We start from the raw sequence: 20681 nt of genomic DNA, 5'->3' as shown, positions 1-20681 counted from the left end.
GGTATGGGCGACGCCGGGCAGTCGTCACCGGTCTTGGTAAGCTAATGCTACGAATCTTTAGCGCGTCCGGGTTGAATTTTCGTCCGACGAGGGCCCGGATCCGCCCAACGCCGCCGAATCAGCCCCCAAACGCGGGGGCGGCGTCAGGGCCGGCACCGTGGCCCACTGCGGGCTGCGAAAAGCCACCGTGCGCAGCCCTGGGTGCGGAAAACCGGGTTGGGCCGGCAGCAGCATACCCGCGGCACTCGGCTGGCGTAGCGCCTCGCCCGCCGTACGTACCGCCCCGGCCGGCACGGCCTGGGCGGCCAAGGCCGCCAGCAGCGCCGCCCCGCTGGTTTCGCCAATGCGCTGTTGCAGCAAGGACTCCAGCAGCTGCCGGTGGCGCACCCGGGCTCCGTTGGTCTGAAAGCGCGCGTCGGCGGCCCACTCTGGCCGCTGCAGGGCCGCGCACAGGTCCTGAAATTGCCGGTCGGAGCCCACGGCCAGAATCAGCCGTACGCCGTCGGCCCCCTGGTACACCGTGCCGTAAGGGGCAATGCTCGGGTGGGCCGAGCCCAGCGGCTGCGGGTCGTGGCCGGTGACGAGGTAGGTGCTGCCCTGGTTGGCCAGCGACGCCAGCCCGGCCTCCCACAGCGACACCTGCACGTGGGCGCCGTGGCCCGTTCGCTCGCGGCGGTAGAGGGCCGTGAGCAGGCCTTCCTTGAGCTGGTGCGCGGCCAGCAGGTCCATCAACGCCACCGGCATCTTGAGCGGAGGCTGGCCGGGTTCCCCGTTCAGGTGCATGAAACCGGCTTCGGCCTGCACCACCGCGTCGTAGCCGGCGCGCGGGTCGTGGGGGCCGTAGCCGGTAATCTGTCCGTAGAGCAGGCGCGGGTTCAGCCCGCTCAGCGTGGCGTAGTCCACGCCCAGTTTTTCGGCGTCGCCGGGCTTGTAGCTGGCCAGCACGATGTCGCTTTGCGCCGCCAGGCGGTGCACCGTGGCCAGCCCGGCCGCCGTGCGCAGGTCAGCCACCACCGACTGCTTGCCCCAATTGGCGCAGGCGAAATAGGCCGACACGCGGGCGTCGGCCGGCTCGGCGGGGGTGCGCCAGGTCCGCGTGACGTCGCCGGCCGGCGGCTCGATCTTGACGACCTCGGCCCCCAGCTCGGCCAGAAACTGCCCGACCTGCGGGCCAGCCAGCACGGCAGCCAGCTCCAGCACGCGCAGGCCAGCCAGTGGAAGTTCGGAATGGGAGGAAGCAGCAGCAGCAGTAGTCACGGGCGTAGGCGGTTGAAGGACCAAAGGTCGCGTTCCGGCGCGGATGGTACACGGGCGCCCCAGTGAGAGGCCCTGGGGGCGGCCTGCGGCGGGCTCCGGGGCAACTTTTGCCCCTTAGCGGCACCGCGCCCGGGCTACTTCGCGTATTTTGCCGCCATGACCAACGCCATCCAGACCGGCCTGCTTGCCTACGGCATGTCGGGCCAGATTTTTCACGCGCCCTTCGTGGCGGCACACCCAGCCTTTGCGCTGCGGGCCGTGGTGGAGCGCAGCCGCAAGCAGGCGCAGGAGCGCTACCCCAGCGTCGTCAGCTACGACTCGGTGGCGGACCTGCTCGCCGACGCCGCCATCGAGCTGGTGGTGGTGAACACGCCCAACGATTCGCACGTGGCGCTGGCCCGGCAGGCCCTGCAGGCCGGCAAGCACGTGTTGTTGGAAAAGCCCGTAGCCACCTCCGTAGCCGATCTGGAGGAGCTGCTGCAACTGGCGCGCACGGTCAACCGCCAGCTTTTCGCCTACCAAAACCGCCGCTGGGACTCCGACTTCCTCTCGGTGCGGCAGGTGCTCGACAGCGGGCAGCTCGGGCCGCTCGTCGAAGCCACGTTCCGGTTCGACCGCTACAAGCTGGCGCTGCACCACAAGCTATTCAAGGAGCAGCCCGAAACGCCCGGCAGTGGCCTGCTGTTCGACCTCGGCCCCCACATTCTGGATCAGGCGCTGAGCCTCTTTGGCCCGCCCGCGCGCATCCGCCGCACCCGGGGCCGGTTCCGCCCCGGCTCGCAGGTCGATGACTACTTTCACCTGCAGCTGCTGTACCCCGAAGGCCCGCTCGTCACGCTGGCGGGCGGCCTGGTCATTGCCGAACCGCTGCCGTCCTACGTGCTGCACGGCACCCAGGGTAGCTACCTCAAGCCCCGCGCCGACGTGCAAGAAGCCCAGCTCAACGCCGCCCTGTCGCCGCGGGATGCCGCCTACGGCGTGGAACCCGCCGAATCGGCCGGGCAGCTGACGGTGGTCGGGGCAGACGGCCAGCGCATCACGTCCGGCGTGCCCGCGCCCAAGGGCGACTACCTGCACTTGTTCGAAGCCGTGTACCAGTCGCTGCGGCACGGTGCCCCCTACCCCATCACCGGCGAGCAGCTGCTGTGGCAACTGCGGGTGCTCACGGCACCCGACGACGCCTGGGAGATGACCGGGGAAGCAGCCGCTGGTTCCCGATGATTTCAGCGGCCCCTCTGCTCAATCCATGACGGCCATCACCACCTACCCGCTGGACTGCGGCCAGCAACATATTCTTACCCTGGACGCGGATGAGCACGGGCAATTCGTGGCCTTGCTGGACCACGGCGAAGTCTGGTCGAACCACTGGCGGCTACCGCTGAAACGGAAGTTCGAGTTTCCACTCATTCGCCGGTTTGACGCTGAGCGTTTTTTGCTGGTGGAAGCCAGACGCGACCAGCACAACAACGCGTTTCTTTTCTCGACGGCTGGCGAGTTGCTGCTTTCGTTCGATGCCGGCGACGCGGTGGAAGATGTGCTCGTGCTGGCCGACCGCATCGTCATTTCCTACTTTGATGAGGCGGCCGGCGAACCGCCCCCCGCCGGCGACGGACTGGCCGTATTTGACTTCGCCGGTCGGCAGGTGTTTGGCTTCAATTCCAGCCAAACGGAGTTCATTCTGGACTGCTACGCCCTGTGTCCCCATGGTCCTGATTGCGTGCTATTCTATGCCAATCCGGAATTCAAACTGCACGAGCTTCGGCTGACTGATTTTCAACTGCAATCTTGGCTCACGCCTTTGGATTTCCGGGGCGCAACAGCTCTTACTGCCAGCCGCGACAACGTCATCTTCTGGGGTTCTTACAAGGACAAAACCGGCTTCTACTGGTGGAACCTCCACGACCGGGTGAAGCGCTTCGGCAACCTGCCCGGGGTTCCGGCGCGTGGTATCGGCAACGGCAAGTTCCTCGTCCACGACACCCGCAGCTTCACCATCATCGACGCCGTGGAGCTGATGCGCGAGGAGGCCCGGCAGCGGCACTGCTAGGAGCGCTGCGCCAGCGCTACGATGTCCTTCACTTCCAGCACCGGCTTCGCGTAGCCGTGCCGCGTCACGTTGATCATGGCCCGGCCCACTTCGGCCATGGTGGAAACGAAGCCGGGCGCGAGCTGGCGGGCGACGGGATACAGCCAGGCGATGTACTTGTACATGGGCAGTACGTTTTGCTGTCCCGGCGTGGCTTTCATAAAGCCTGGCCGGAACATATAAGCGGCCCGGAACGGCAGGCGCAGCAGCTCGTTTTCGGTACGACCCTTCACGCGGGCCCACATCTGCCGGCCTTTCTCCGAGGAGTCGGTGCCCGCGCCCGACACGTAGCAGAACGTCATCCCAGGGTTCAGCCGGGCCAGGGTGCGGGCAAAGCCCAGCGTCAGGTCGTAGGTGAGGCGCGTGTACTCGGGCTCCTTCATCCCTACCGACGACACGCCCAGGCAGAAATAGCAGGCGTCGTAGCCGCGCAGATCCGCCTCGATGGATTCGGGGTGCTCGAAGTCCTGCAGCAGCACTTCCCGCAGCTTGGGGTGCTGCCGCCCGGTGGGCCGGCGCGTGACGACCAATACGTGGCTGATGCCTGGGTCCTGCAGGCATTCGAGCAGGACGCCTTCGCCCACCATGCCGGTGGCGCCGGTGACAATTACTTTCATGGAAAAAGAAAAACGAGAAGCAGGATGACACAGAGTGCTTACTCATACGTCGGCCACGCGCCGGAAATACTTTATGCCCGCCCCACCAGCTGCGGGGCTGGCCGGTTTGGGCCGCGCCAGGGCGGAAACATAGACACCGAATAATGTAAGCGGGCGAACCATCCCGGCGCGACGCCTGTTGAATTCGCGTATCTTTACCAAGAATACGCTGCTGTTTGCTGACCAGGAACCCAAGGTCAGCCATCTTCTCAACCCAATTTGCTGAACCCTTGACGTTCGACGATTTCCAACTCCACCCCGACGTAGCCGACGGGGTACACGGCATGGGCTACTCCAAGCCCTCCCCCATTCAGGAACAGGCCATTCCGGCCGTGCTGGCGGGTAAAGACCTGATTGCCTGCGCCCAAACCGGCACCGGCAAAACCGCCGCTTACCTGCTGCCCGTGCTCGACTTCATTGCCTACGAGCGGCCGGCCCACACCACCGCCCTCATCCTCTGCCCCACGCGCGAGCTGGCCAAGCAGATCGACGAGCAGGTGGAAGGCTTCGGCTACCACGTCGGGGCTTCGTCCATTGCCATTTACGGCGGCGGCAAGAGCGAAAACTGGGAGCAGCAGAAGCGTGCCCTCACCCAGGGCGCCGACATCATCATCGCCACGCCGGGCCGCCTCATCGCCCACATGCAGCTGGGCTACGTGAAGCTCGACCAGATCGACTTCCTCATCCTCGACGAGGCCGACAAGATGCTGGACATGGGCTTCTCGGACGACATCATCCAGATTGTCAACCAGCTGCCTACCAAGCGCCAGACCTTGCTCTTCTCGGCCACCATGCCGAACAAGATCCGCGACTTCTCGAAGAAGATCCTGCACGAGCCGGAGGAAATCCGCCTGGCCGTGTCGAAGCCGGCCGAAAACATCAACCAGCAGCTCTACATGGTGTACGACACCATGAAGCTGGCTTTGCTGGAGCACCTCATCGGCGAGCTGGACGTGCAGAGCATGATCCTGTTTACCTCGCGCAAGATGAACGTGGGGCCCATCGAGCGCGCCCTGCGCAAGAAAGGCCTGAACGTGCGCGGCATCACCTCCGACCGCACGCAGGAGGAGCGCGAGCAGGTGCTGCGCGAGTTCAAGAACAAGCAGTTCCAGATTCTGGTAGCCACCGACGTGATGTCGCGCGGCATCGACGTGAGCGAGCTGAGCCACGTGGTGAACTTCGACCTGCCGCGCGACGCGGAGGACTACGTGCACCGCATCGGCCGCACGGCCCGCGCCGGCACCTCGGGCATGGCCATTACGTTCGTGTCGGACCACGACCAAGACGCGGTGGTGAAAATCGAGAAGCTCATCGAGCGGGAGCTGGTGAAAAACCCCACGCCGCCCGAAATCGGCCCGTCGCCGGAATTTGACCCGAAGAAATACCGCGGCCGCGGCGCGGCCGGCCCGGGCGGCCGCAGCAAGTCGCCCTTTGGCGGCCCAAGCCGCAGCGGCTCGGGCCGCTCCGCCGAGCGCCCGGCTCATCCGGCCCCGGCTCCGCGCCTTGCGGCTCCAGCCGCCGAAGCGGAAGACGAAGCCGCGGTGGCCGTCACGGCCGAAACCGCTGAGCAGAAAAAGCGCCGCAAGAAGCGCCGCAGCAAGCCGCGCCCCGAAGGCGCCGTAGTCGCTACCGACTCCGCCGCCCTGCTGGCCGGGGAAGTGGAGGCCCCGGCCGTGGGCGCGGAAACCGGCGAAGGCGGCGAGGCGGCCAAGCGCCGCCGCAAGCGCGGCGGCCGCAACCGCAGCGGCTGTGGGCCGCGCCCGGAAGGGGCCACGGTAGCCGCAGAAGCACCCAGTGTAGGAGAATAACAAGAAACCCTGCCGGTAACCCGGCAGGGTTTTTTAGTTCGTTCACCCTTAATATATGCTTTTTTATATGTTAATATTATCCTTTTCAACCCTGCTCATTCATCTACACCAATACGCGAAAGATTTGTACTTCCCACCTAGTCTTGTGAAATTGCCTGCTTGTTGACGCGCCCTTTGCCTATGCCTATTGCCACCCGCTCTGATATTCTGCAGCAACTGCGCCGCGGGACCCACGCTCAGCACGCAGCCCTGGAGCAGAACCAGTTCAATCAGGAGCTAAGCGCGGGGACGGTTTCGGCAGAGGCGACGGCGCGGTTTCTGGGCAAGCTGTACGGCTTTCTGGTGCCCTACGAAGCCGAGATACGCCGCCACGCGGCCGAGTTCGAGCCGGCCTGGGAGCTGGAGCAGCGCTACCGCGCTTCGCTGATCCGGGAGGACCTGCCCGACGCGGAAGCTCTGCCGCTGTGCCCGGCTCTGCCGCCACTGCACACCCGCGCGCAGCTGCTGGGTGCCCTGTACGTCATGGAAGGCTCCACCCTGGGCGGGCAGCTGATTACGCGCCAGCTGGCCAAGGCCGGCATCAGCACCCGGCGTTACTTCACCGGCTACGGCGAGCTGACCGGCCTGCGGTGGAAGGCCTTTTGCCAGCTCCTGGCGGCCGAGGCCACCGAAGCCAACGAAGCCGACATCGTGGCGGCTGCCGTCCTCACTTTTGAACGCCTGCACGCATGGATCGAGCAACCGTAGTCTACTCCGACGAGGCGCTGCTGAACGCCCCCGTTACGCTCACCAACTGCGACCGGGAACCCATTCACATTCCGGGCTCGGTGCAGCCCTACGGCTTCCTGCTCTGCCTCGACGCCGGCACCCGCCGCGTGGTGCACGCCAGCCGCAATACCGGGGAGCTGATCGGCATCGAAGCCGAAGACCTGCTGGGCCAAGGCCTGGAGCGCCTGTTGAGCCCCGAGCAGCTGGCCGGCATCGAGCCCAGCTACGCCACGCTTACCGAAACAACGAAGCTGCTGGGCGTACGCCTCGACGAAGTGGCGGGCCAGCCGTTTTACAAGCTCATTTTGCACCGCTACGACGAGCTGCTGTGGCTGGAGTTTGAGCCCGTGGCCGAATCAGGCGCCAGCGTGCTGGATCTGCCCTCCCTGAACGTGGCCCTGGGCCAGATGCTGGCCGCGGGCTCGGTGCTGGAGTTTTGCCAGCACGCCGTGGAGCAGATCCGCGACATCACCGGCTTCGACCGGGTGGTAATGTACCGCTTCGCCGAGGACGCCAGCGGCGAGGTGGTGGCCGAGGCCAAGCGCGCCGACCTGGACCCGTTTCTGGGCCTGCACTACCCCGCCACCGACATTCCGCCGCAGGCGCGGGCGCTGTACCTGAAAAACTGGCTGCGCTTTATTCCCGACGTGGCGTACCAGCCGGCGCCGCTGGTACCGGTGCTCCACCCCACGGCCGGGCGCCCGCCCGACATGACCTACGCGGTGCTGCGCAGCGTGTCGCCGATTCACCTGGAATACCTGCGCAACATGGGCGTGGCGGCCACCATGACGATTTCCATCATCGTCGACGGCAAGCTCTGGGGGCTCATGACCTGCCACCACCTCACGCCGCGGCTCGTTAGCTACGAGCTGCGCGAGCTGTGCCTGTTCATCGGCAAAACCTTTTCGGCGCTGCTCAAGAGCAAGCTGCAAAGCGACGACTATGCCTACCAGCTGCGCATCCGCGAAACGCAGGTGCGCCTGTTTGAGCAGGTGGGGCGCCACGCCAACTTCATGGAGGGCCTTTACCAGCGCCGGCCCACGGTCATGGACGTCATCGACTGCGGCGGGGCGGCCATCTGCTTCGAGGGCGACATTATCACGCTCGGCACCACGCCCACCCAGCCCCAGATTGTGGAGCTAACCGAGTGGCTGCGCCAGCACGTGCCGCAGGACGTGTTTTACACGACCTCCTACGCCCGCCACAACCCCGCCGGCGTGGCCATCCGGGGCACGGCCAGCGGCATCGTTGCCATTTCGCTTTCGCAGGAGCCCGGCGACTACATCCTCTGGTTTCGGCCGGAGGTGATGCAGACCGTAACCTGGGCCGGCAAAGAGCAGAAGGCCGAGGTGATGCAGGACGGGCGGCTGCACCTCTCGCCGCGGCAGTCGTTTGAAGCCTGGCGGCAGCTGGTCGACAACACCTCGGCGCCGTGGCGGCCCATGGAAATCGAGGCGGCGCAGGAAATCCGCCTGCACCTCTCCGACATCCGCCTGAAAATCTTCAACGAGCTGCAGGCCCGGGCGGCCTCGCTGAGCCGGCTCAACTCGGAGCTGGAGCGCAGCAACGACGAGCTGGACTCCTTTGCCTACGTGGCCTCGCACGATTTGAAGGAGCCGCTGCGCGGCATCCACAACTATTCCATCTTCCTGCTCGAGGACTACGCTGCGCAACTCGACGCGGAGGGCGTGAGCAAGCTGCAGACCCTGGTGCGCCTGAGCCAGCGCATGGAGGGATTGATCGAGTCGCTGCTGCAGCTGGCGCGCCTGGGCCGGCTGGAACTCACGGTGCAGGAAACCGACCTGAACGAGATGCTGGCGGAGGTGCTGGACATGCTTCAGCCGCGCCTGGATCAGCTGCGGGCCACGGTGCAGATACAGGCTCCGCTGCCCACCATCCGCTGCGACGAGGTGCGCATCCGGGAGGTATTGCAGAACCTGCTCACCAACGCCATGCGCTACCACGATGCCCCTGAGTGCCTGATAACCATTGGCATGGCCCCGGCCGGGGTGTACGGCCCGCGGGGAACCGGCAACCCGACGCATTACGTTTTCGCCGTGCAGGACAACGGCATCGGCATCGACCCGAAGCACCACCACAACATCTTCAAGATCTTCAAGCGCTTGCACGCGCAGGACAAATACGGCGGCGGTACGGGCGCAGGTCTGGCCATTGCCAAGAAAATGGTGGAGCGCCACGACGGCGAAATGTGGGTTGATTCCGTACTAGGCCGTGGCTCCACCTTTTACTTTTCCGTTTCTAAACACCTTTAAGTGACAGCCTTACCCCTCAAACCCATTCTGGTAGTGGAAGACAGCGTGGAGGACTTCACCGCCCTGGGACGCGCCTTTCGCAAGCATGCGTTGCCGAACCCCTTGCTGCGCTGCGAAGACGGCGACCAGGCCCTGGAATACCTGCAAGGCTACGGCAAGCGCCCGGGCTGGCCGCAGCAGCTGCCGGCTTTCGTGCTGCTCGACCTGAACCTGCCCGGCACCGACGGGCGCGTGGTGCTCGGCGCCCTCAAGCAAGACCCGCAGCTGCGCTCCATCCCGGTCATCATCTTCAGTACCTCCACCAACTCGCGCGACATCGAGGAGTGCTACCGGCTGGGGGCCAACAGCTACCTGACCAAGCCCATCGAGTACGCCACCCTGGAGGAAAAAACCCGTTTGCTGGTGAATTACTGGCTGAACACGGCGGAATTACCGGCGATGAGCTAGAGCGGAAGCGGCGTGAAGAAGATCTTACTCGTGGACGACAACGAGCACGACCGGATGCTTTACAAGCGCTACCTGCGCAAGTACATCGGTGCCGATCCACTCGACATTTCCGAAGCGTCCTCGGGCGAGGAAGGCCTGCGTCAGTTTCAGGTACAGCGGCCCGACTGCGTGCTGCTCGACTATAACCTGCCCGACACCGACGGCCTGAGCTTTCTGGCCGACCTGCAGCAGCTGGCCCCGGCCGAGACCTTGTGCGTGGTGATGATAACCGGTGGCGGCAGCGAGCTGCTGGCCGTGCGCGCCCTCAACAACGGCGCGCTGGACTACCTCGTCAAGCAGCACTTCGACCACGAGCTGCTCGGCAAGACGGTGCTGCACGCCATCGAGAAAAACGAGTGGCGCCAGCACCTGGCCCGGCAGCACGCGGAGTTGCAGGCCGTCAATAAGCAGCTGCGCGACTCGCTCGGCGAGCTGACGCAGACGCGCCAGCAGCTGCAGCAAACCAACGGGCAGCTCGTGTCGGCCAACGCCGCTATTCAGGCCCGCAACCAGGCCTTGGGCACAGCCAATCAGCAGCTGGCCCGCACCAACGCCGATCTGGACAACTTCGTGTACACGGCCTCGCACGACCTGAAGCAACCCGTCAACAACCTGCGCGGCCTCTTCGAGGAGCTGCGCCGCAGCGCCAGCTTCGACGACCCCGAGGAAGAACTGGTGCTCCGCCTCGTCGACGAGTCGCTGCTGGATCTGACGACGACCATCGACGGCCTGGCCGCCGTGGTGCAGGTGCAGCGGCAGCCCGGCGAGCAAACGGCCGAGCTGGTGCAGCTGTCGGAGCTAACGACCGACGTGCTGCAAACCATTCGGCCCCAGGTCCAGGACACGCAGGCGGTCATCCACACCGATTTCGTGGCCCTGCCCGAGCTGCTGTACGTGCGCAGCAACCTGCGCACCATCCTGCAAAACCTGCTCAGCAACGCCCTAAAATACCGCCACGCCGAGCGGACGCCGCAGGTGTGCCTGCGCACGTGCCTGGTTTCCGGTCAGCCCATTCTGGAGGTGCGCGACAACGGCCTGGGCATGAATCTGGAGCGCCACGGGCCCGAGCTGTTTCAGCTGTTTCGGCGCTTCCACCCCCAGGCCAGCGACGGCACCGGCGTCGGCCTGTTCCTGGTGAACCGCCTCGTGCAGGCCCACGGCGGACGCATCGAGGTGGAAAGCGAGGAAGGCAGCGGCACCACGTTCCGGGTGTTTTTGCGCGGCTAGGCGCCGGCCCGCGGCTTACCCGCGGGCCTTGTCCGCTGCTTCGAGCCGGGTCAGCCTCCACAACCGGCTGGCCAGCAGGACGACGAAGCTGAAGTAGCCGGCGAAGCTGAGACGCTGCACCAGGCCGGGCATGCCGGCCGGCACCAGCAGCATCAATCCAAACACCAGCAGCGGCAGCCAAGGCAGCCAGCGGGCCAGATCGGCCCAGCGCGCATCAGCCCGCAGGGCGGGGGCAATGGTCAGCGCGCAGCCGAGCCAGCACACCCCGCTGCCGAGCGACCCGACGGTATGCACCAGGCTGCTGAAGCTGCGGCGCTGCTCCATGTCCATGGGAAAAAGCCCGGCCAGCGCCATCAGCAGGCCGCTGCCGGTCAGCAGCCAGAACGCGGCGGGACGCGGCCGCAGGTGCCGGCGCAGGCCCTGGGCCAAGGCCGCGATGAGCACGCCCGGCAGCAGGTAGCCCAGCCCGTTGAACCACCAGCGCCGGGGTGCATCCAGGCTGCCCAGCTCGCTGACGGCTTTGGTCAGGTGGCTGTAGCCGTCGGCGCGTAGCGCGGCCATGATCAGGATGGTGGCGACGCTCAGGGCCACTCCGGCCAGACCCGCCAGGGCGCAACGGTGCTGGATGTGAAGATTCATGGCCCAAACGTAGGCGTCGGAACCGGCTACTCCGTTGACCTGCGTCAAGAAATCAGGGCGCACTCCGGAGCCGGCTCAGCGTTTCGGGCGCGATGCCGAGGTAGGCCGCTACCATGCCCAGCGGCAACCGCGGCAGCAGCGCCCGGTGCGACTGGCAAAAGTGGGCGTAGCGCTCCGCCGCCGAGCTGAACTGCAGCGCCGCCAGCCGCTCGGACTGCCGCAGAAACTGCCCGGCCAGCGTGATTCGCCCGAACCGTTCCATCTCGGGGAGGTGCTCGAATAGAAACAGTAAGTCCGCCTGCCCGAGGCCGTACACCGTGCCGGGTTCCAACGCCTGTAGGTAAGACTGGTCGGCCTGCCCGGTCATGAAGCTGTAAGCGGCCGTTAGCCACTCCTGCTCGGCGGCGAAGAAATCGGTGACCTCCCGGCCGTTTTTCAGGTAGTAGCTCCGCAGCAAGCCCCGCTGCACCCAATACGTTCGGGTGCAGACCGATCCGGCCCGGTGCAGCAGCTCTCCCTTGGTCACCCCCCGCGGCTCCACCCGTCGCTCCAGCTCGGTCCGCAGGCCGGGCGAAAGCGTGGTCAGTCGGGCTACGTGGTTTAGCAGGTCTTCCATGGCAGGCGGGGCAGGGCGATGAAGCTCCGGCAAAGTACAACCGGACCGGCGGCCTTCCTGTGGCTACCACACCAGCAGCCACAGCTCGGGGTAGCGCCAGCGGGCCGCCTTGTCGAAGCCGGCGGGACGCGGCGCGGCGGCCGGCTTCGGCGCGGCGGGTAGGCGGCGGCCGGTTTGGTCCCGGTAGCGGGCGGGCGCTACGTACCCCAGGCCCTCGTAGCCCTGCACGCGCTCGGCCCGGCCGCTGAGCAGCAGCAGGCGCGGGTGGCGCAGCGTCCAGTAAAACTTGTCGCGGCCTTGGGCGATTAGCCAGCCGCGGAAATACTCGAAGCTTACGGCGTTGCAACTTCCGTTGACGGCCGCGGCGGCTTGCGCCAGGTCCGCATCGTCGCTGGCGCGCAACAGGTAGCGCAGGGTACGGTTAAACCGTCGGATTTGTACGGTGTCCAGGCGCGCCAGCGTTTCGCCCAGGGTAGCCAGCTGCTCGGCGTCGGTAGCCAGGCCACCGCGGGCCGCGTCGACGAGAAGCCAGAAGTCGGCCTCTGGCATCAGCTCAGCAGGTGCCGCGGCCAGCAGTCCGGGGCCGTGGTAGCGCGGGAAGGGCACGAAGCGCTGCACCACCACGCGCAGGATCAGCAGGCCGAGTAATACGCATATGCCAGCCGTCAACAATCTTTTCACCTACTTACCGTCATCTGTGTTGCAGCCGAACACGCCGATGGGAACAGAGGTGCCGGGCTAGTCGCTTTCGGCCGGGTGCTCGGGCTGCTCCAAAGCCATACAGGCGTCGATGGCGTCATCGGGTACTGGCCAGTTGCACTCTCCGTGTGCCAGCAGGTACACCTAACCGCACAGCTCCAGCGGGTCGTAGCCCAGCGCCTCGATGTCGCCCTTGCGGACCGTCCACCACTGCTGATCTTGGTGGTAGACCACCTGATACCCTTGCTCCAGAAGAGCGTAATAGGCAGACGCGCTGACGTTGGACGCGGCGGCTAGGTATGGCGTGGCAATGCCTACTCAGGACTTACAGCAGCTGCCCTACCCCAAACAGCAGCACGAACAGCAGCGTGCTCATGGCCATCTGCTTGAGCAGCGGATCGAGTTGCATGGACTGCTGCCGCCGCCACACCTGCACGCCGTTGAAGGCGAGCAGCGGTACGGCCCCGAGGAACAGCCACTGCCAGGGCGAGTGGTAGTTGAGCAGCACGTAGGCCGCGGCGGCCCCGAGGCCCAGCAGCAGCAGCAGCGCGTGGTACACGCGGGCAAGGCGCGGCCCGAGGCGCACCGGCACGGTGATTTTGCCGGCCAGCTCGTCGGAGCGCATGTCACGGATGTTGTTCACGTTCAGCACCGCGGCCGAAAAGCAGCCCAGGCTCACGGCCGGCAGCAGTACGGCGTACGGCAGTTCCCGCGTCTGCAAAAAGAAGCTGCCGCACACGCCCACCAGCCCGAAGAAGAGAAACACCGACACGTCGCCGAGCCCGGCATAGCCGTAGGGGCGGGCGCCGGCCGTGTAATTCACCGCCGCCCAGATGGCACCCAGCCCCAGCAGCAGAAAGCCCATAAACAGCCACATCCCCGACGAACCCAGCGCCACCCACAGCAGCAGCAGTCCGGCCGCGAGCGAAGCCGCGCCGAACACCGCCATGCCCTGCTTCATCTGCCGGGGGCTGATGGCCCCGCTCTGCACGGCGCGCTGCGGGCCTTCACGGTGCACGCTGTCGGCGCCGTTCTGCGAGTCGCCGTAGTCGTTGGCCAGGTTCGAGAGAACCTGCAGCAGCACGGTGGTTAGGGCCGCCAGGCCGATAACGGCGCCGTTGAACTCGTGGCGGCTGGCGGCCAGAAAGCCGCCCATCAGGATGCTGGCCAGAGCCAGCGGCAGGGTGCGGGGCCGAAACGCCGATACCCACGCCCCGACGGGGCTGGGCTTGGCAGACGGAAGGTTGGAGGTCGTCATTGCAAGGGCAATGGAAGGGAAACAAAGCAGGTCATCCTGAGCCGGAGCCGAAGACCCTGGGCCACGCGCCGCGGCTCAGCGAGTCGCGCACGCGTGCGAAGGTCCTTGGCTCCCGCTCAGGATGACAAAGAAACAAGCTGGGGGCGCAACAGCCCGCTTACTGCAGGATGGCGGCTACGAGTTCGTCGCTCATGGGCTTCACCTTCGAGGGGTAAAAGCCGACAACCTGCCCCTGCTCGTTGACGAGGTACTTGCAGAAGTTCCAGCTCGGCTTCTCGTCGGTGCTGCCGTTGCGGGCCTTGTCCCCCAGAAACTGAAACAGCGGGTCGGTGTCGGCGCCTTTCACCGAAACTTTCGAAAAGAGCGGGAAGGTGACGCCGTAGTTTTTCTCGCAGAACGAGGCAATCTGCTCATTGGAGCCGGGCTCCTGCCCACCGAAATTATTGGCCGGAAAGCCGAGCACCGTCACCCGGTCGCCGTGCTTTTTGTAGAGCTCCTCCAGTTCCTTGTACTGCGGGGTGTAGCCGCACTCCGAGGCCGTATTCACGATGAGCAACTTCTTGCCTTTGTACTGGCTCAGCGTCACGGGCTTGCCGTTGATATCATTGACGGTGAAGTCGTAGACGGAGCCGCGGGCAGCAGCGGTAGCAGCGGTTTCGGGCATGGTAGTGGGGGCGTTGGTGGTGGATGCCGAGCGCGCGCCGCAAGCGGCCAGCGCGGCGGCGGCGGCGTAGAGTAATAACGATTTCATGGCAACGGTGGTAGGGGGTTGAGAGGCCAGTCGCCGTGCGGCGGACCAACCGGGAGCAGGATGGGTTTGTTCGGCACGCGCAGGCTTTAGGTGCGCCGCGGCGTGAGCCATTTTTCCACGTTGGCGGGCTGCCAAGCGTGCATATGCGCGAGCAATTCGTCGATGGTGTCGGCTACCAGCAGTTGGGCGCGGTTTTCGGGCCGCAGCAGGCCCTGCTCCGTCATATGGTCGAGCAGGTGAATCAGGGCGTCGTAAAAGCCGGCCACGTTCAGCAGGCCGACGGGCTTGCGGTGCAGGCCCAGCTGGCCCCAGGTCAGCACCTCGAACAGCTCTTCTAAGGTACCGAATCCGCCGGGCATGGCAATGAAGCCCTCGGCCAGCTCGGCCATGCGCAGCTTGCGCTGGTGCATGTTGTCCACGACTTCGAGCGTGGTGAGCCCCAGGTGGGCCACTTCCTTGTCGCGCAGAAAGCCGGGAATCACGCCGATGGCCTCTCCGCCGGCTGCCATGGTGGCGTCGGCCACGGCGCCCATCAGGCCTACGTTGCCGCCCCCGTACACCAAGGTAATGCCGCGCCGGGCGAATGTCTCCCCTACCTGGGCGGCGTGTTGGCGGTAGCGCGCATCGAGGCCGGCGCTGGAGCCGCAGTACACTGCAATGGATTTCATCTGTATTCGGTTGGGGCGCCACCACAACTGCGCGGCGCTCCGGCAAGGTGATAAAAAGCAGAACGCGCCGAAGCGCGTTCTGAAAAAGTAACTACATGCGCTCCGGCGCCTGAATGCCGAGCAGCCTCAGGCTCTGCCGCAGCGTGTCGGCCACCTGCGCCGAGAGGGCCACGCGCAGGCTGCGCTTGGCCGCGTCGGGCTCGGCCAGCACCTGCACGTCGTTGTAGAAGCGGTTGTAGGTTTTGGCCAGGTCATAGGCGTACTGCGCAATGACGGCGGGCGAGTAGGCCTTGGCGGCATCGGCGACGGCCGTGGGGTACGAGGCCAGGGCCTGCACCAGGTCGCGCTCCGTTTCGTGCAGGGACGCGTCTTCGGCCGTCAGGGCCGGCTGCACGCCCATCTCGGCCGCCTTGCGCCGCAGCTGGGCAATGCGGGCGTGGGTGTACTGAATAAAGGGCCCGGTGTCGCCATCCAGCTTCACCGACTCTTCGGGGTTGAAGAGCATGCGCTTCTTCGGATCGACTTTCAGCAGGTAGTACTTGAGCGCGCCCAGGCCCAGCATGTGGTAAAGCTGATCCAGCTCCTGCTCGGCGAGGCCCTCGGTTTTGCCCTTGGCCAAGGTGGCTTCCTTGGCGGCTTCGGTTACTTCCACCACCAGCTCGTCGGCGTCCACCACGGTGCCCTCGCGCGACTTCATCTTGCCCGAGGGCAGATCCACCATGCCGTACGACAGGTGGTAGATGGCGTCGGCGTAGGGCTTGCCCAGCTTCTTGAGCACGAGCTTGAGCACCTGCATGTGGTAGTTCTGCTCGTCGGCAATGACGTACACCGAGGAATCGTAGCCGAAGTCCTGGTACTTGAGCTCGGCCGTGCCCAGGTCCTGAGTCATGTACACGGAGGTGCCGTCGGCGCGCAGCAGCAGCTTCTGGTCGAGGCCTTCGTCGGTCAGGTCCACCCACACCGAGCCGTCGTCCTTGCGGAAAAACACGCCCTTCTGCAAGCCCTCTTCCACGCGCTCCTTGCCCAGCAGGTAGGTTTCCGATTCGTAGTAGAACTTGTCGAAATCCACGCCGATGCGCTGGTAGGTGTCGTGGAAGCCCTCGTACACCCAGCCGTTCATCTGCCGCCACAGGCTCACCACCTGCTCGTCGCCGGCTTCCCAGTTGCGCAGCATGTCCTGGGCGTGGCGCATCAGCGGCGCCTCGCGCTTGGCTACTTCGCTGGCCACGCCCTCGGCCTCCAGCTGCTTGATTTGCTCGCGGTAGTGCTTTTCAAACAGCACGTAGTACTTGCCGATCAGGTGGTCACCCTTGATGCCCGCCGACTCCGGCGTTTCGCCGTGGCCGTACTCCTGGTAGGCCAGCATCGACTTGCAGATGTGGATGCCGCGGTCGTTGACAAGGTTGGCCTTGGTGACGGTGGCGCCGGTGGCCTTCAGAATCTCGGCCACCGAGTAGCCGAGGAAGTTGTTGCGCAGGTGGCCCAGGTGCAGGGGCTTGTTGGTGTTTGGCGAGGAGTACTCCACCACCACGCGCTGCGGCCCGCCGGTGCTCACCGGGGCCGCAATGTCCTGGCTGCGCAGCCCGCGCAGCAGCCGCAGCCACTCGGCATCGGCAATTTCCAGGTTCAGGAAGCCCTTCACCACGTTGAAGCCGCTCACGCGCGGCTCGTGCTGCGTCAGCCACTCGCCCAGGGCCTGCCCGATCTGCTCGGGGCCTTTGCCCAGGGCCTTGGTCAGCGGAAAGGTGACGAGGGTAAACGTGCCCGCGAAGTCTTTGCGGGTGGGCTGAATAGTCAACTGCTCAGCGGCTACTGTGGCGCCGAATACTTGCTGGATGGCCGCGCCCAGGGCGGCTTTGAGGTTTTGTTCGAGTTGTTGCACGAGGTGCGGATTTTATGACGACGCGCCGGCGTAGCCCGCACGCGCTGAAAAACAAAGGGTTCGAAAGTCGAAAGCTGACGCTGGCGTAAACCTGGCCCGCGGCAACGACAGTCACCGCGCAGGCCGCAGGCTTACGCTACATTCGTCGCTCGTTTCGGCTCCGAAACGACCGCACCACGGGGTTCAATACGAAGAAAGGCAGCGGTTTCACGGCCGCAAAGGTAGTCGGCTCGTCGGGACATGCCAGCCCTGCCCCGAAAATCGCCGAGCGGGCTAGTCCCTTACCCGCCGCAGCAGCATCTGCACCTGCTTGGCGTTGCCGCGGGTGATGACGGGGTAAGCGGCATCGTTGGCGAAGAGCACCTTGCCGCCGGCTTCGATGCGGGCCTGCACGGCGTAGGTGTTCGTGCGGTCGATGCGCAGCGTGTCGTAGGGCAGGCTGAAGGCCAGCGGCACCTGCCGGCCCCGGGCCGGTACGGTGGCCGCGGCCACGACCGTAGCCGCCACATCCGGTCGCGATACGTCCTGCAGCTGCACGCTCAGCACCGCGTCGGGCGGCAGGGCCATTCGTTCGCGGTAGGCCACGGTGCCCGTGACGGAATCCCGCACGACCACGGTGGTTTCGGCCGCCGCGCCGCGCCCGGCAGGCTGGGTGCAGGCCGGCAGCAGCGCCACCAGGCCCAGGGCAGTTGGCAACAATAGGATGCGCATGGCGAAAACGGCAGGACCGGGCTCAAACGTGGCTGATACTCACGAATGTATCGGATTCTACCACGTATACAACCTGCGCTTGCCCTAATGCGCCGCCGCAGGGGCAAATGATGCCCCCGGCAGGTGAGGCAAGGCCCCTGCGGCGGCGCGGGCTGAGCGGTCGGCGGGCCGTTTAGCGGCCGGTTACCGTGTCAAGGCGCAGGCGTTCCTGAATGGCTTCGGTGGCTACTTCAAGAATGTCAAAAGCATTGGAGGCCATGGTGTTTTCCGAGTCAAGCGTGGGGTTGATTTCCACCATCTCGAAGCACACCACCCGGTCGTTTTCGAGCAGAAAGCGGCACAGGGCCATGGCTTCGCCCACGTCGAGGCCCAGCTCCACGGGCGTGCCGGTGCCCTTCGAGAAGCGCGAGTCCAGCGAATCCACGTCGAACGAGATGTACACCAGGTCGCAGAACCGGAGCTGCTCGTAAATCTCGCGGGCTATCTGCCGCGCGCCCTTAGCCCGAAACTCGTCGAGCTTGAAGTTGCGGATGCCGTGGCGGGCAATGATGGCGTCTTCCTCCGTTTCGGTGTCGCGCACGACCACGTACACGAGGTGCTCGGGCGTGATTTTGGCGCCCGGCTCGCCCAAGTCCTTGATTTTGCGCCAGAAAAACTCGGTTTCCGGCTCCACCTGGTTGTGCTGCAGCTCGCGGTGGTCGGCCCCGAGGGCCATGGCCAGCGGCATGCCGTGCACGTTGCCCGAGGGCGTGGTGTAGGGCGAGTGAATGTCGGCGTGGGCGTCGATCCAGACGACGCCGAGCGTCTTGTGCGGGTACGCGGCCTTAATGCCGGCGATGGTACCAGCAGCGTTGCTGTGGTCGCCGGCCAGCACCAGCGGAAACTCCCCGAAGCGCAGCGTCTGCTCCACCGTGGTCGAGATGCCCTTGAGCACGGTGTAGATACTGTCGATGTGCTTGGCGTAGGGGAAGTGGTTTTTGTCGAACAGCACCTGGTTTTGGTCGGGCACTGCCACGGCGTTGAAGCGGCGGAAATAATCCGAGCCTTTGTTCAAACAGGCTACTTTGAGGGCGTCGATGCCCAGGCTGGCGCCGCGGGTGCCAGCGCCGAGTTCGGACCGAACTTCGATCAGTTTGATGCGTCGCATACGTGTGTTACATGGGCAGAAGGGTTAGAGGTGTTGTTTGCCGATTGGTGGGTGGGAAAGGGCACTCAACCAGGCTCGGAGTGAGCGGACTTTCCGCTCCTGTCGGCTCCGACGTACAATCAACAACCAAAACACCCCCGCGGGGGTATCTTTGCGGGTCCGAAGTTGGCGAAAAAGCCTTGCTTTGGGCCGCTGTCCCATAATTTACCCATTCTCAGCCGTTTTTCCGAGTCTGCCCACCGCGGCGGGCGCCCTGCCCATGGACACGTACCACGACCTCATCAGCCAAACCTTCGATTTTCCCTCCCAGGAGTTTACCGTGGACCAAAACCAGCTCCGGTTCCACGACATTCCGCTGATGGACCTCATTGAGAAGCACGGTACTCCGCTGCGCCTCACGTACTTGCCCAAAATCAGCACTCAGATCCAGCGGGCTAAGCAGTGGTTCACCCAGGGTATCGAGAAAATCGGCTACCAGGGTTCCTACACCTACTGCTACTGCACCAAGGCCTCGCATTTCGCCTTCGTGGTGGAGGAAGCCCTCAAGAACGACATCCACATCGAGACGTCGTCGGGCTACGACATGCACATCATCCGGGCGCTGCACGCCAAGGGCAAAATCCAGAAGGACACCTACATCATTGCCAACGGCTTCAAGCGCGAACGGTACAAGCGCTACCTGACCGAGTTCATGAACGACGGCTTCGTGAATTGCATGCCGATTCTCGACAACCTCAACGAAATCGACTATTACAAGGAGCACGTGCGCGACGACGTACGCGCCAACCTGGGCATCCGCCTGGCCTCCGACGAGGAGCCGCGCTTTCAGTTCTACACCTCGCGCCTGGGCGTGCGCTACGCCGACGCCATTCCGCTCTACGAGGAGAAGATCAAGCAGGACCCGCGCTTCGAGTTGACGATGCTCCACTACTTCATCAACACGGGCATCAAGGACACCTCCTACTACTGGTCGGAGCTGCGCCGCTTCGTGCACAAGTACTGCGAGCTGCGCCGGGTGTGCCCCACCCTGCACACCATCGACATCGGCGGCGGACTGCCCATTCAGACCTCGATTCAGCCCGAGTACGACTACCCGTACATGATTGAGGAGGTGCTGCGCACGATTCAGCGCATCTGCCGCGAGGAGGGCGTGCCCGAGCCGCACATCTTCACCGAGTTCGGCATCTTCACGGTGGGCGAGTCCGGCGCGCACATCTACAGCATCCTCGACGAGAAGCTGCAGAACGACAAGGAGCTGTGGTACATGATCGATGGCTCGTTTATCACCAACCTGCCCGACACCTGGGCCCTGAACCAGCGCTTCATCATGCTGGCCCTGAACGGCTGGGAGCGGAGCTACAAGAAGATTCAGCTCGGCGGCATGACCTGCGACTCGCAGGACTACTACAACGCCGAGAAGCACATCTACCAGGTGTTCCTGCCCGAGCAAAGCCCGCAGAAGCCGCTGTACGTGGGCTTTTTCCACACCGGCGCCTACCAGGAGCAGCTTTCCGGCTACGGCGGCATCAAGCACTGCCTGATTCCGGCGCCTAAGCACATCATCCTCGACCGCAACGAAGACGGCACCATCCGCGACTGGGAATTCGCGCCGGAGCAGGACCCGGAGTCGATGATGCGCATCCTGGGCTACATGTAAGCCGCTGGTTTTTTACCAGACGCTATGGCAAAGCGTCGTGGGCCGCCCCGCTGGAGCAGCACAGCTCCGGGGCGGCCCACGACGCTTTTTGC

The 20681-nt window shown here is 65.0% G+C and carries 19 protein-coding genes; 8 read left to right on the top strand and 11 right to left on the bottom strand.

The window, feature by feature from the left end; all coding sequences use genetic code 11:
* Positions 1-57: 57 nt before the first annotated feature.
* Positions 58-1257 (bottom strand): CaiB/BaiF CoA transferase family protein, encoded by a 1200-nt coding sequence (locus tag ACYVKQ_RS19105; RefSeq protein ID WP_460676955.1) that lies wholly within the window; start codon positions 1255-1257, stop codon positions 58-60.
* Between the two features lie 156 nt (positions 1258-1413).
* Between ACYVKQ_RS19105 and ACYVKQ_RS19100 the strand changes: the two genes are divergently transcribed.
* Together ACYVKQ_RS19100 and ACYVKQ_RS19095 are read left to right on the top strand one after the other, a co-directional pair.
* The gene (locus ACYVKQ_RS19100) at positions 1414-2478 is read left to right on the top strand and encodes a Gfo/Idh/MocA family oxidoreductase (RefSeq protein ID WP_460676954.1); all 1065 of its coding nucleotides are present in this window, start codon (positions 1414-1416) and stop codon (positions 2476-2478) included.
* Between the two features lie 25 nt (positions 2479-2503).
* Positions 2504-3304 (top strand): hypothetical protein, encoded by an 801-nt coding sequence (locus ACYVKQ_RS19095; protein ID WP_460676953.1) that lies wholly within the window; start codon positions 2504-2506, stop codon positions 3302-3304.
* Here ACYVKQ_RS19095 and ACYVKQ_RS19090 read toward each other — a convergent pair.
* Positions 3301-3960 (bottom strand): NAD-dependent epimerase/dehydratase family protein, encoded by a 660-nt coding sequence (locus ACYVKQ_RS19090; protein WP_460676952.1) that lies wholly within the window; start codon positions 3958-3960, stop codon positions 3301-3303. The two genes, ACYVKQ_RS19095 and ACYVKQ_RS19090, sit on opposite strands and share 4 nt — an antisense overlap.
* A gap of 269 nt (positions 3961-4229) precedes the next feature.
* Here ACYVKQ_RS19090 and ACYVKQ_RS19085 point away from each other — a divergent pair, with 269 nt between their 5' ends.
* From ACYVKQ_RS19085 to ACYVKQ_RS19065, 5 genes are all read left to right on the top strand, one after another.
* A complete protein-coding gene (locus ACYVKQ_RS19085; protein ID WP_460676951.1) occupies positions 4230-5807 on the top strand; it encodes a DEAD/DEAH box helicase in 1578 nt (525 codons plus the stop codon).
* A 180-nt stretch (positions 5808-5987) separates the two neighbouring features.
* The gene (locus tag ACYVKQ_RS19080) at positions 5988-6554 is read left to right on the top strand and encodes a biliverdin-producing heme oxygenase (RefSeq protein ID WP_460676950.1); all 567 of its coding nucleotides are present in this window, start codon (positions 5988-5990) and stop codon (positions 6552-6554) included.
* On the top strand, positions 6536-8848 hold the full coding sequence (locus ACYVKQ_RS19075; RefSeq protein ID WP_460676949.1) for an ATP-binding protein: 2313 nt from the start codon (positions 6536-6538) through the stop codon (positions 8846-8848). The genes ACYVKQ_RS19080 and ACYVKQ_RS19075 overlap by 19 nt, the downstream gene beginning before the upstream one ends.
* Complete coding sequence (locus ACYVKQ_RS19070) at positions 8849-9295, top strand: response regulator (protein ID WP_460676948.1); 447 nt, start codon at positions 8849-8851, stop codon at positions 9293-9295.
* A gap of 12 nt (positions 9296-9307) precedes the next feature.
* The gene (locus ACYVKQ_RS19065) at positions 9308-10561 is read left to right on the top strand and encodes a sensor histidine kinase (protein WP_460676947.1); all 1254 of its coding nucleotides are present in this window, start codon (positions 9308-9310) and stop codon (positions 10559-10561) included.
* Positions 10562-10576: 15 nt separating this feature from the next.
* On the opposite strand, the gene ACYVKQ_RS19060 is transcribed toward ACYVKQ_RS19065, so the two are convergent.
* From ACYVKQ_RS19060 to ACYVKQ_RS19020, 9 genes are all read right to left on the bottom strand, one after another.
* Positions 10577-11200, bottom strand: a complete 624-nt coding sequence (locus tag ACYVKQ_RS19060; protein ID WP_460676946.1) for a DUF998 domain-containing protein — start codon at positions 11198-11200, stop codon at positions 10577-10579.
* Positions 11201-11252: 52 nt separating this feature from the next.
* Complete coding sequence (locus tag ACYVKQ_RS19055; RefSeq protein ID WP_460676945.1) at positions 11253-11816, bottom strand: Crp/Fnr family transcriptional regulator; 564 nt, start codon at positions 11814-11816, stop codon at positions 11253-11255.
* A 63-nt stretch (positions 11817-11879) separates the two neighbouring features.
* Positions 11880-12497 carry a DUF4240 domain-containing protein gene (locus ACYVKQ_RS19050; protein WP_460676944.1) on the bottom strand — a complete coding sequence of 206 codons (618 nt, stop codon included), beginning with the start codon at positions 12495-12497 and terminating at the stop codon, positions 11880-11882.
* Between the two features lie 343 nt (positions 12498-12840).
* Complete coding sequence (locus ACYVKQ_RS19045; RefSeq protein WP_460676943.1) at positions 12841-13773, bottom strand: 1,4-dihydroxy-2-naphthoate polyprenyltransferase; 933 nt, start codon at positions 13771-13773, stop codon at positions 12841-12843.
* A gap of 157 nt (positions 13774-13930) precedes the next feature.
* Positions 13931-14524 carry a glutathione peroxidase gene (locus ACYVKQ_RS19040; protein ID WP_460676942.1) on the bottom strand — a complete coding sequence of 198 codons (594 nt, stop codon included), beginning with the start codon at positions 14522-14524 and terminating at the stop codon, positions 13931-13933.
* A gap of 86 nt (positions 14525-14610) precedes the next feature.
* Complete coding sequence (locus ACYVKQ_RS19035; RefSeq protein ID WP_460676941.1) at positions 14611-15192, bottom strand: LOG family protein; 582 nt, start codon at positions 15190-15192, stop codon at positions 14611-14613.
* A gap of 91 nt (positions 15193-15283) precedes the next feature.
* Positions 15284-17074: an arginine--tRNA ligase gene (gene argS / locus ACYVKQ_RS19030; RefSeq protein ID WP_460676940.1), complete on the bottom strand. Its 1791-nt coding sequence runs from the start codon at positions 17072-17074 to the stop codon at positions 15284-15286.
* Between the two features lie 273 nt (positions 17075-17347).
* Positions 17348-17785 carry a YbaY family lipoprotein gene (locus ACYVKQ_RS19025; protein ID WP_460676939.1) on the bottom strand — a complete coding sequence of 146 codons (438 nt, stop codon included), beginning with the start codon at positions 17783-17785 and terminating at the stop codon, positions 17348-17350.
* A 172-nt stretch (positions 17786-17957) separates the two neighbouring features.
* Positions 17958-18932: an arginase gene (locus tag ACYVKQ_RS19020; RefSeq protein WP_460676938.1), complete on the bottom strand. Its 975-nt coding sequence runs from the start codon at positions 18930-18932 to the stop codon at positions 17958-17960.
* 259 nt (positions 18933-19191) lie between these two features.
* On the opposite strand from ACYVKQ_RS19020, the gene ACYVKQ_RS19015 reads away from it, so the two are divergent.
* Positions 19192-20589 carry a type III PLP-dependent enzyme domain-containing protein gene (locus tag ACYVKQ_RS19015; RefSeq protein ID WP_460676937.1) on the top strand — a complete coding sequence of 466 codons (1398 nt, stop codon included), beginning with the start codon at positions 19192-19194 and terminating at the stop codon, positions 20587-20589.
* The last annotated feature ends 92 nt before the right edge of the window (positions 20590-20681 follow it).

The sequence above is a fragment of the Hymenobacter coalescens genome (assembly GCF_054783195.1).
Note: the sequence above shows the minus strand (reverse complement) of the source record. Positions and strands in the feature narration are given on the sequence as shown.

What these genes read in the sequence shown, in the direction of transcription:
- ACYVKQ_RS19075 (WP_460676949.1), top strand. Translation starts at nt 6,536, where the DNA reads ATGGATCGAGCAACCGTAGTCTACTCCGACGAGGCGCTGCTGAACGCC.
- ACYVKQ_RS19100 (WP_460676954.1), top strand. Translation starts at nt 1,414, where the DNA reads ATGACCAACGCCATCCAGACCGGCCTGCTTGCCTACGGCATGTCGGGC.
- ACYVKQ_RS19015 (WP_460676937.1), top strand. Translation starts at nt 19,192, where the DNA reads ATGGACACGTACCACGACCTCATCAGCCAAACCTTCGATTTTCCCTCC.
- ACYVKQ_RS19055 (WP_460676945.1), bottom strand. Translation starts at nt 11,816, where the DNA reads ATGGAAGACCTGCTAAACCACGTAGCCCGACTGACCACGCTTTCGCCC.
- ACYVKQ_RS19060 (WP_460676946.1), bottom strand. Translation starts at nt 11,200, where the DNA reads ATGAATCTTCACATCCAGCACCGTTGCGCCCTGGCGGGTCTGGCCGGA.
- ACYVKQ_RS19040 (WP_460676942.1), bottom strand. Translation starts at nt 14,524, where the DNA reads ATGAAATCGTTATTACTCTACGCCGCCGCCGCCGCGCTGGCCGCTTGC.
- ACYVKQ_RS19090 (WP_460676952.1), bottom strand. Translation starts at nt 3,960, where the DNA reads ATGAAAGTAATTGTCACCGGCGCCACCGGCATGGTGGGCGAAGGCGTC.
- ACYVKQ_RS19080 (WP_460676950.1), top strand. Translation starts at nt 5,988, where the DNA reads ATGCCTATTGCCACCCGCTCTGATATTCTGCAGCAACTGCGCCGCGGG.
- ACYVKQ_RS19095 (WP_460676953.1), top strand. Translation starts at nt 2,504, where the DNA reads ATGACGGCCATCACCACCTACCCGCTGGACTGCGGCCAGCAACATATT.
- ACYVKQ_RS19020 (WP_460676938.1), bottom strand. Translation starts at nt 18,932, where the DNA reads ATGCGACGCATCAAACTGATCGAAGTTCGGTCCGAACTCGGCGCTGGC.
- ACYVKQ_RS19035 (WP_460676941.1), bottom strand. Translation starts at nt 15,192, where the DNA reads ATGAAATCCATTGCAGTGTACTGCGGCTCCAGCGCCGGCCTCGATGCG.
- ACYVKQ_RS19025 (WP_460676939.1), bottom strand. Translation starts at nt 17,785, where the DNA reads ATGCGCATCCTATTGTTGCCAACTGCCCTGGGCCTGGTGGCGCTGCTG.
- ACYVKQ_RS19045 (WP_460676943.1), bottom strand. Translation starts at nt 13,773, where the DNA reads ATGACGACCTCCAACCTTCCGTCTGCCAAGCCCAGCCCCGTCGGGGCG.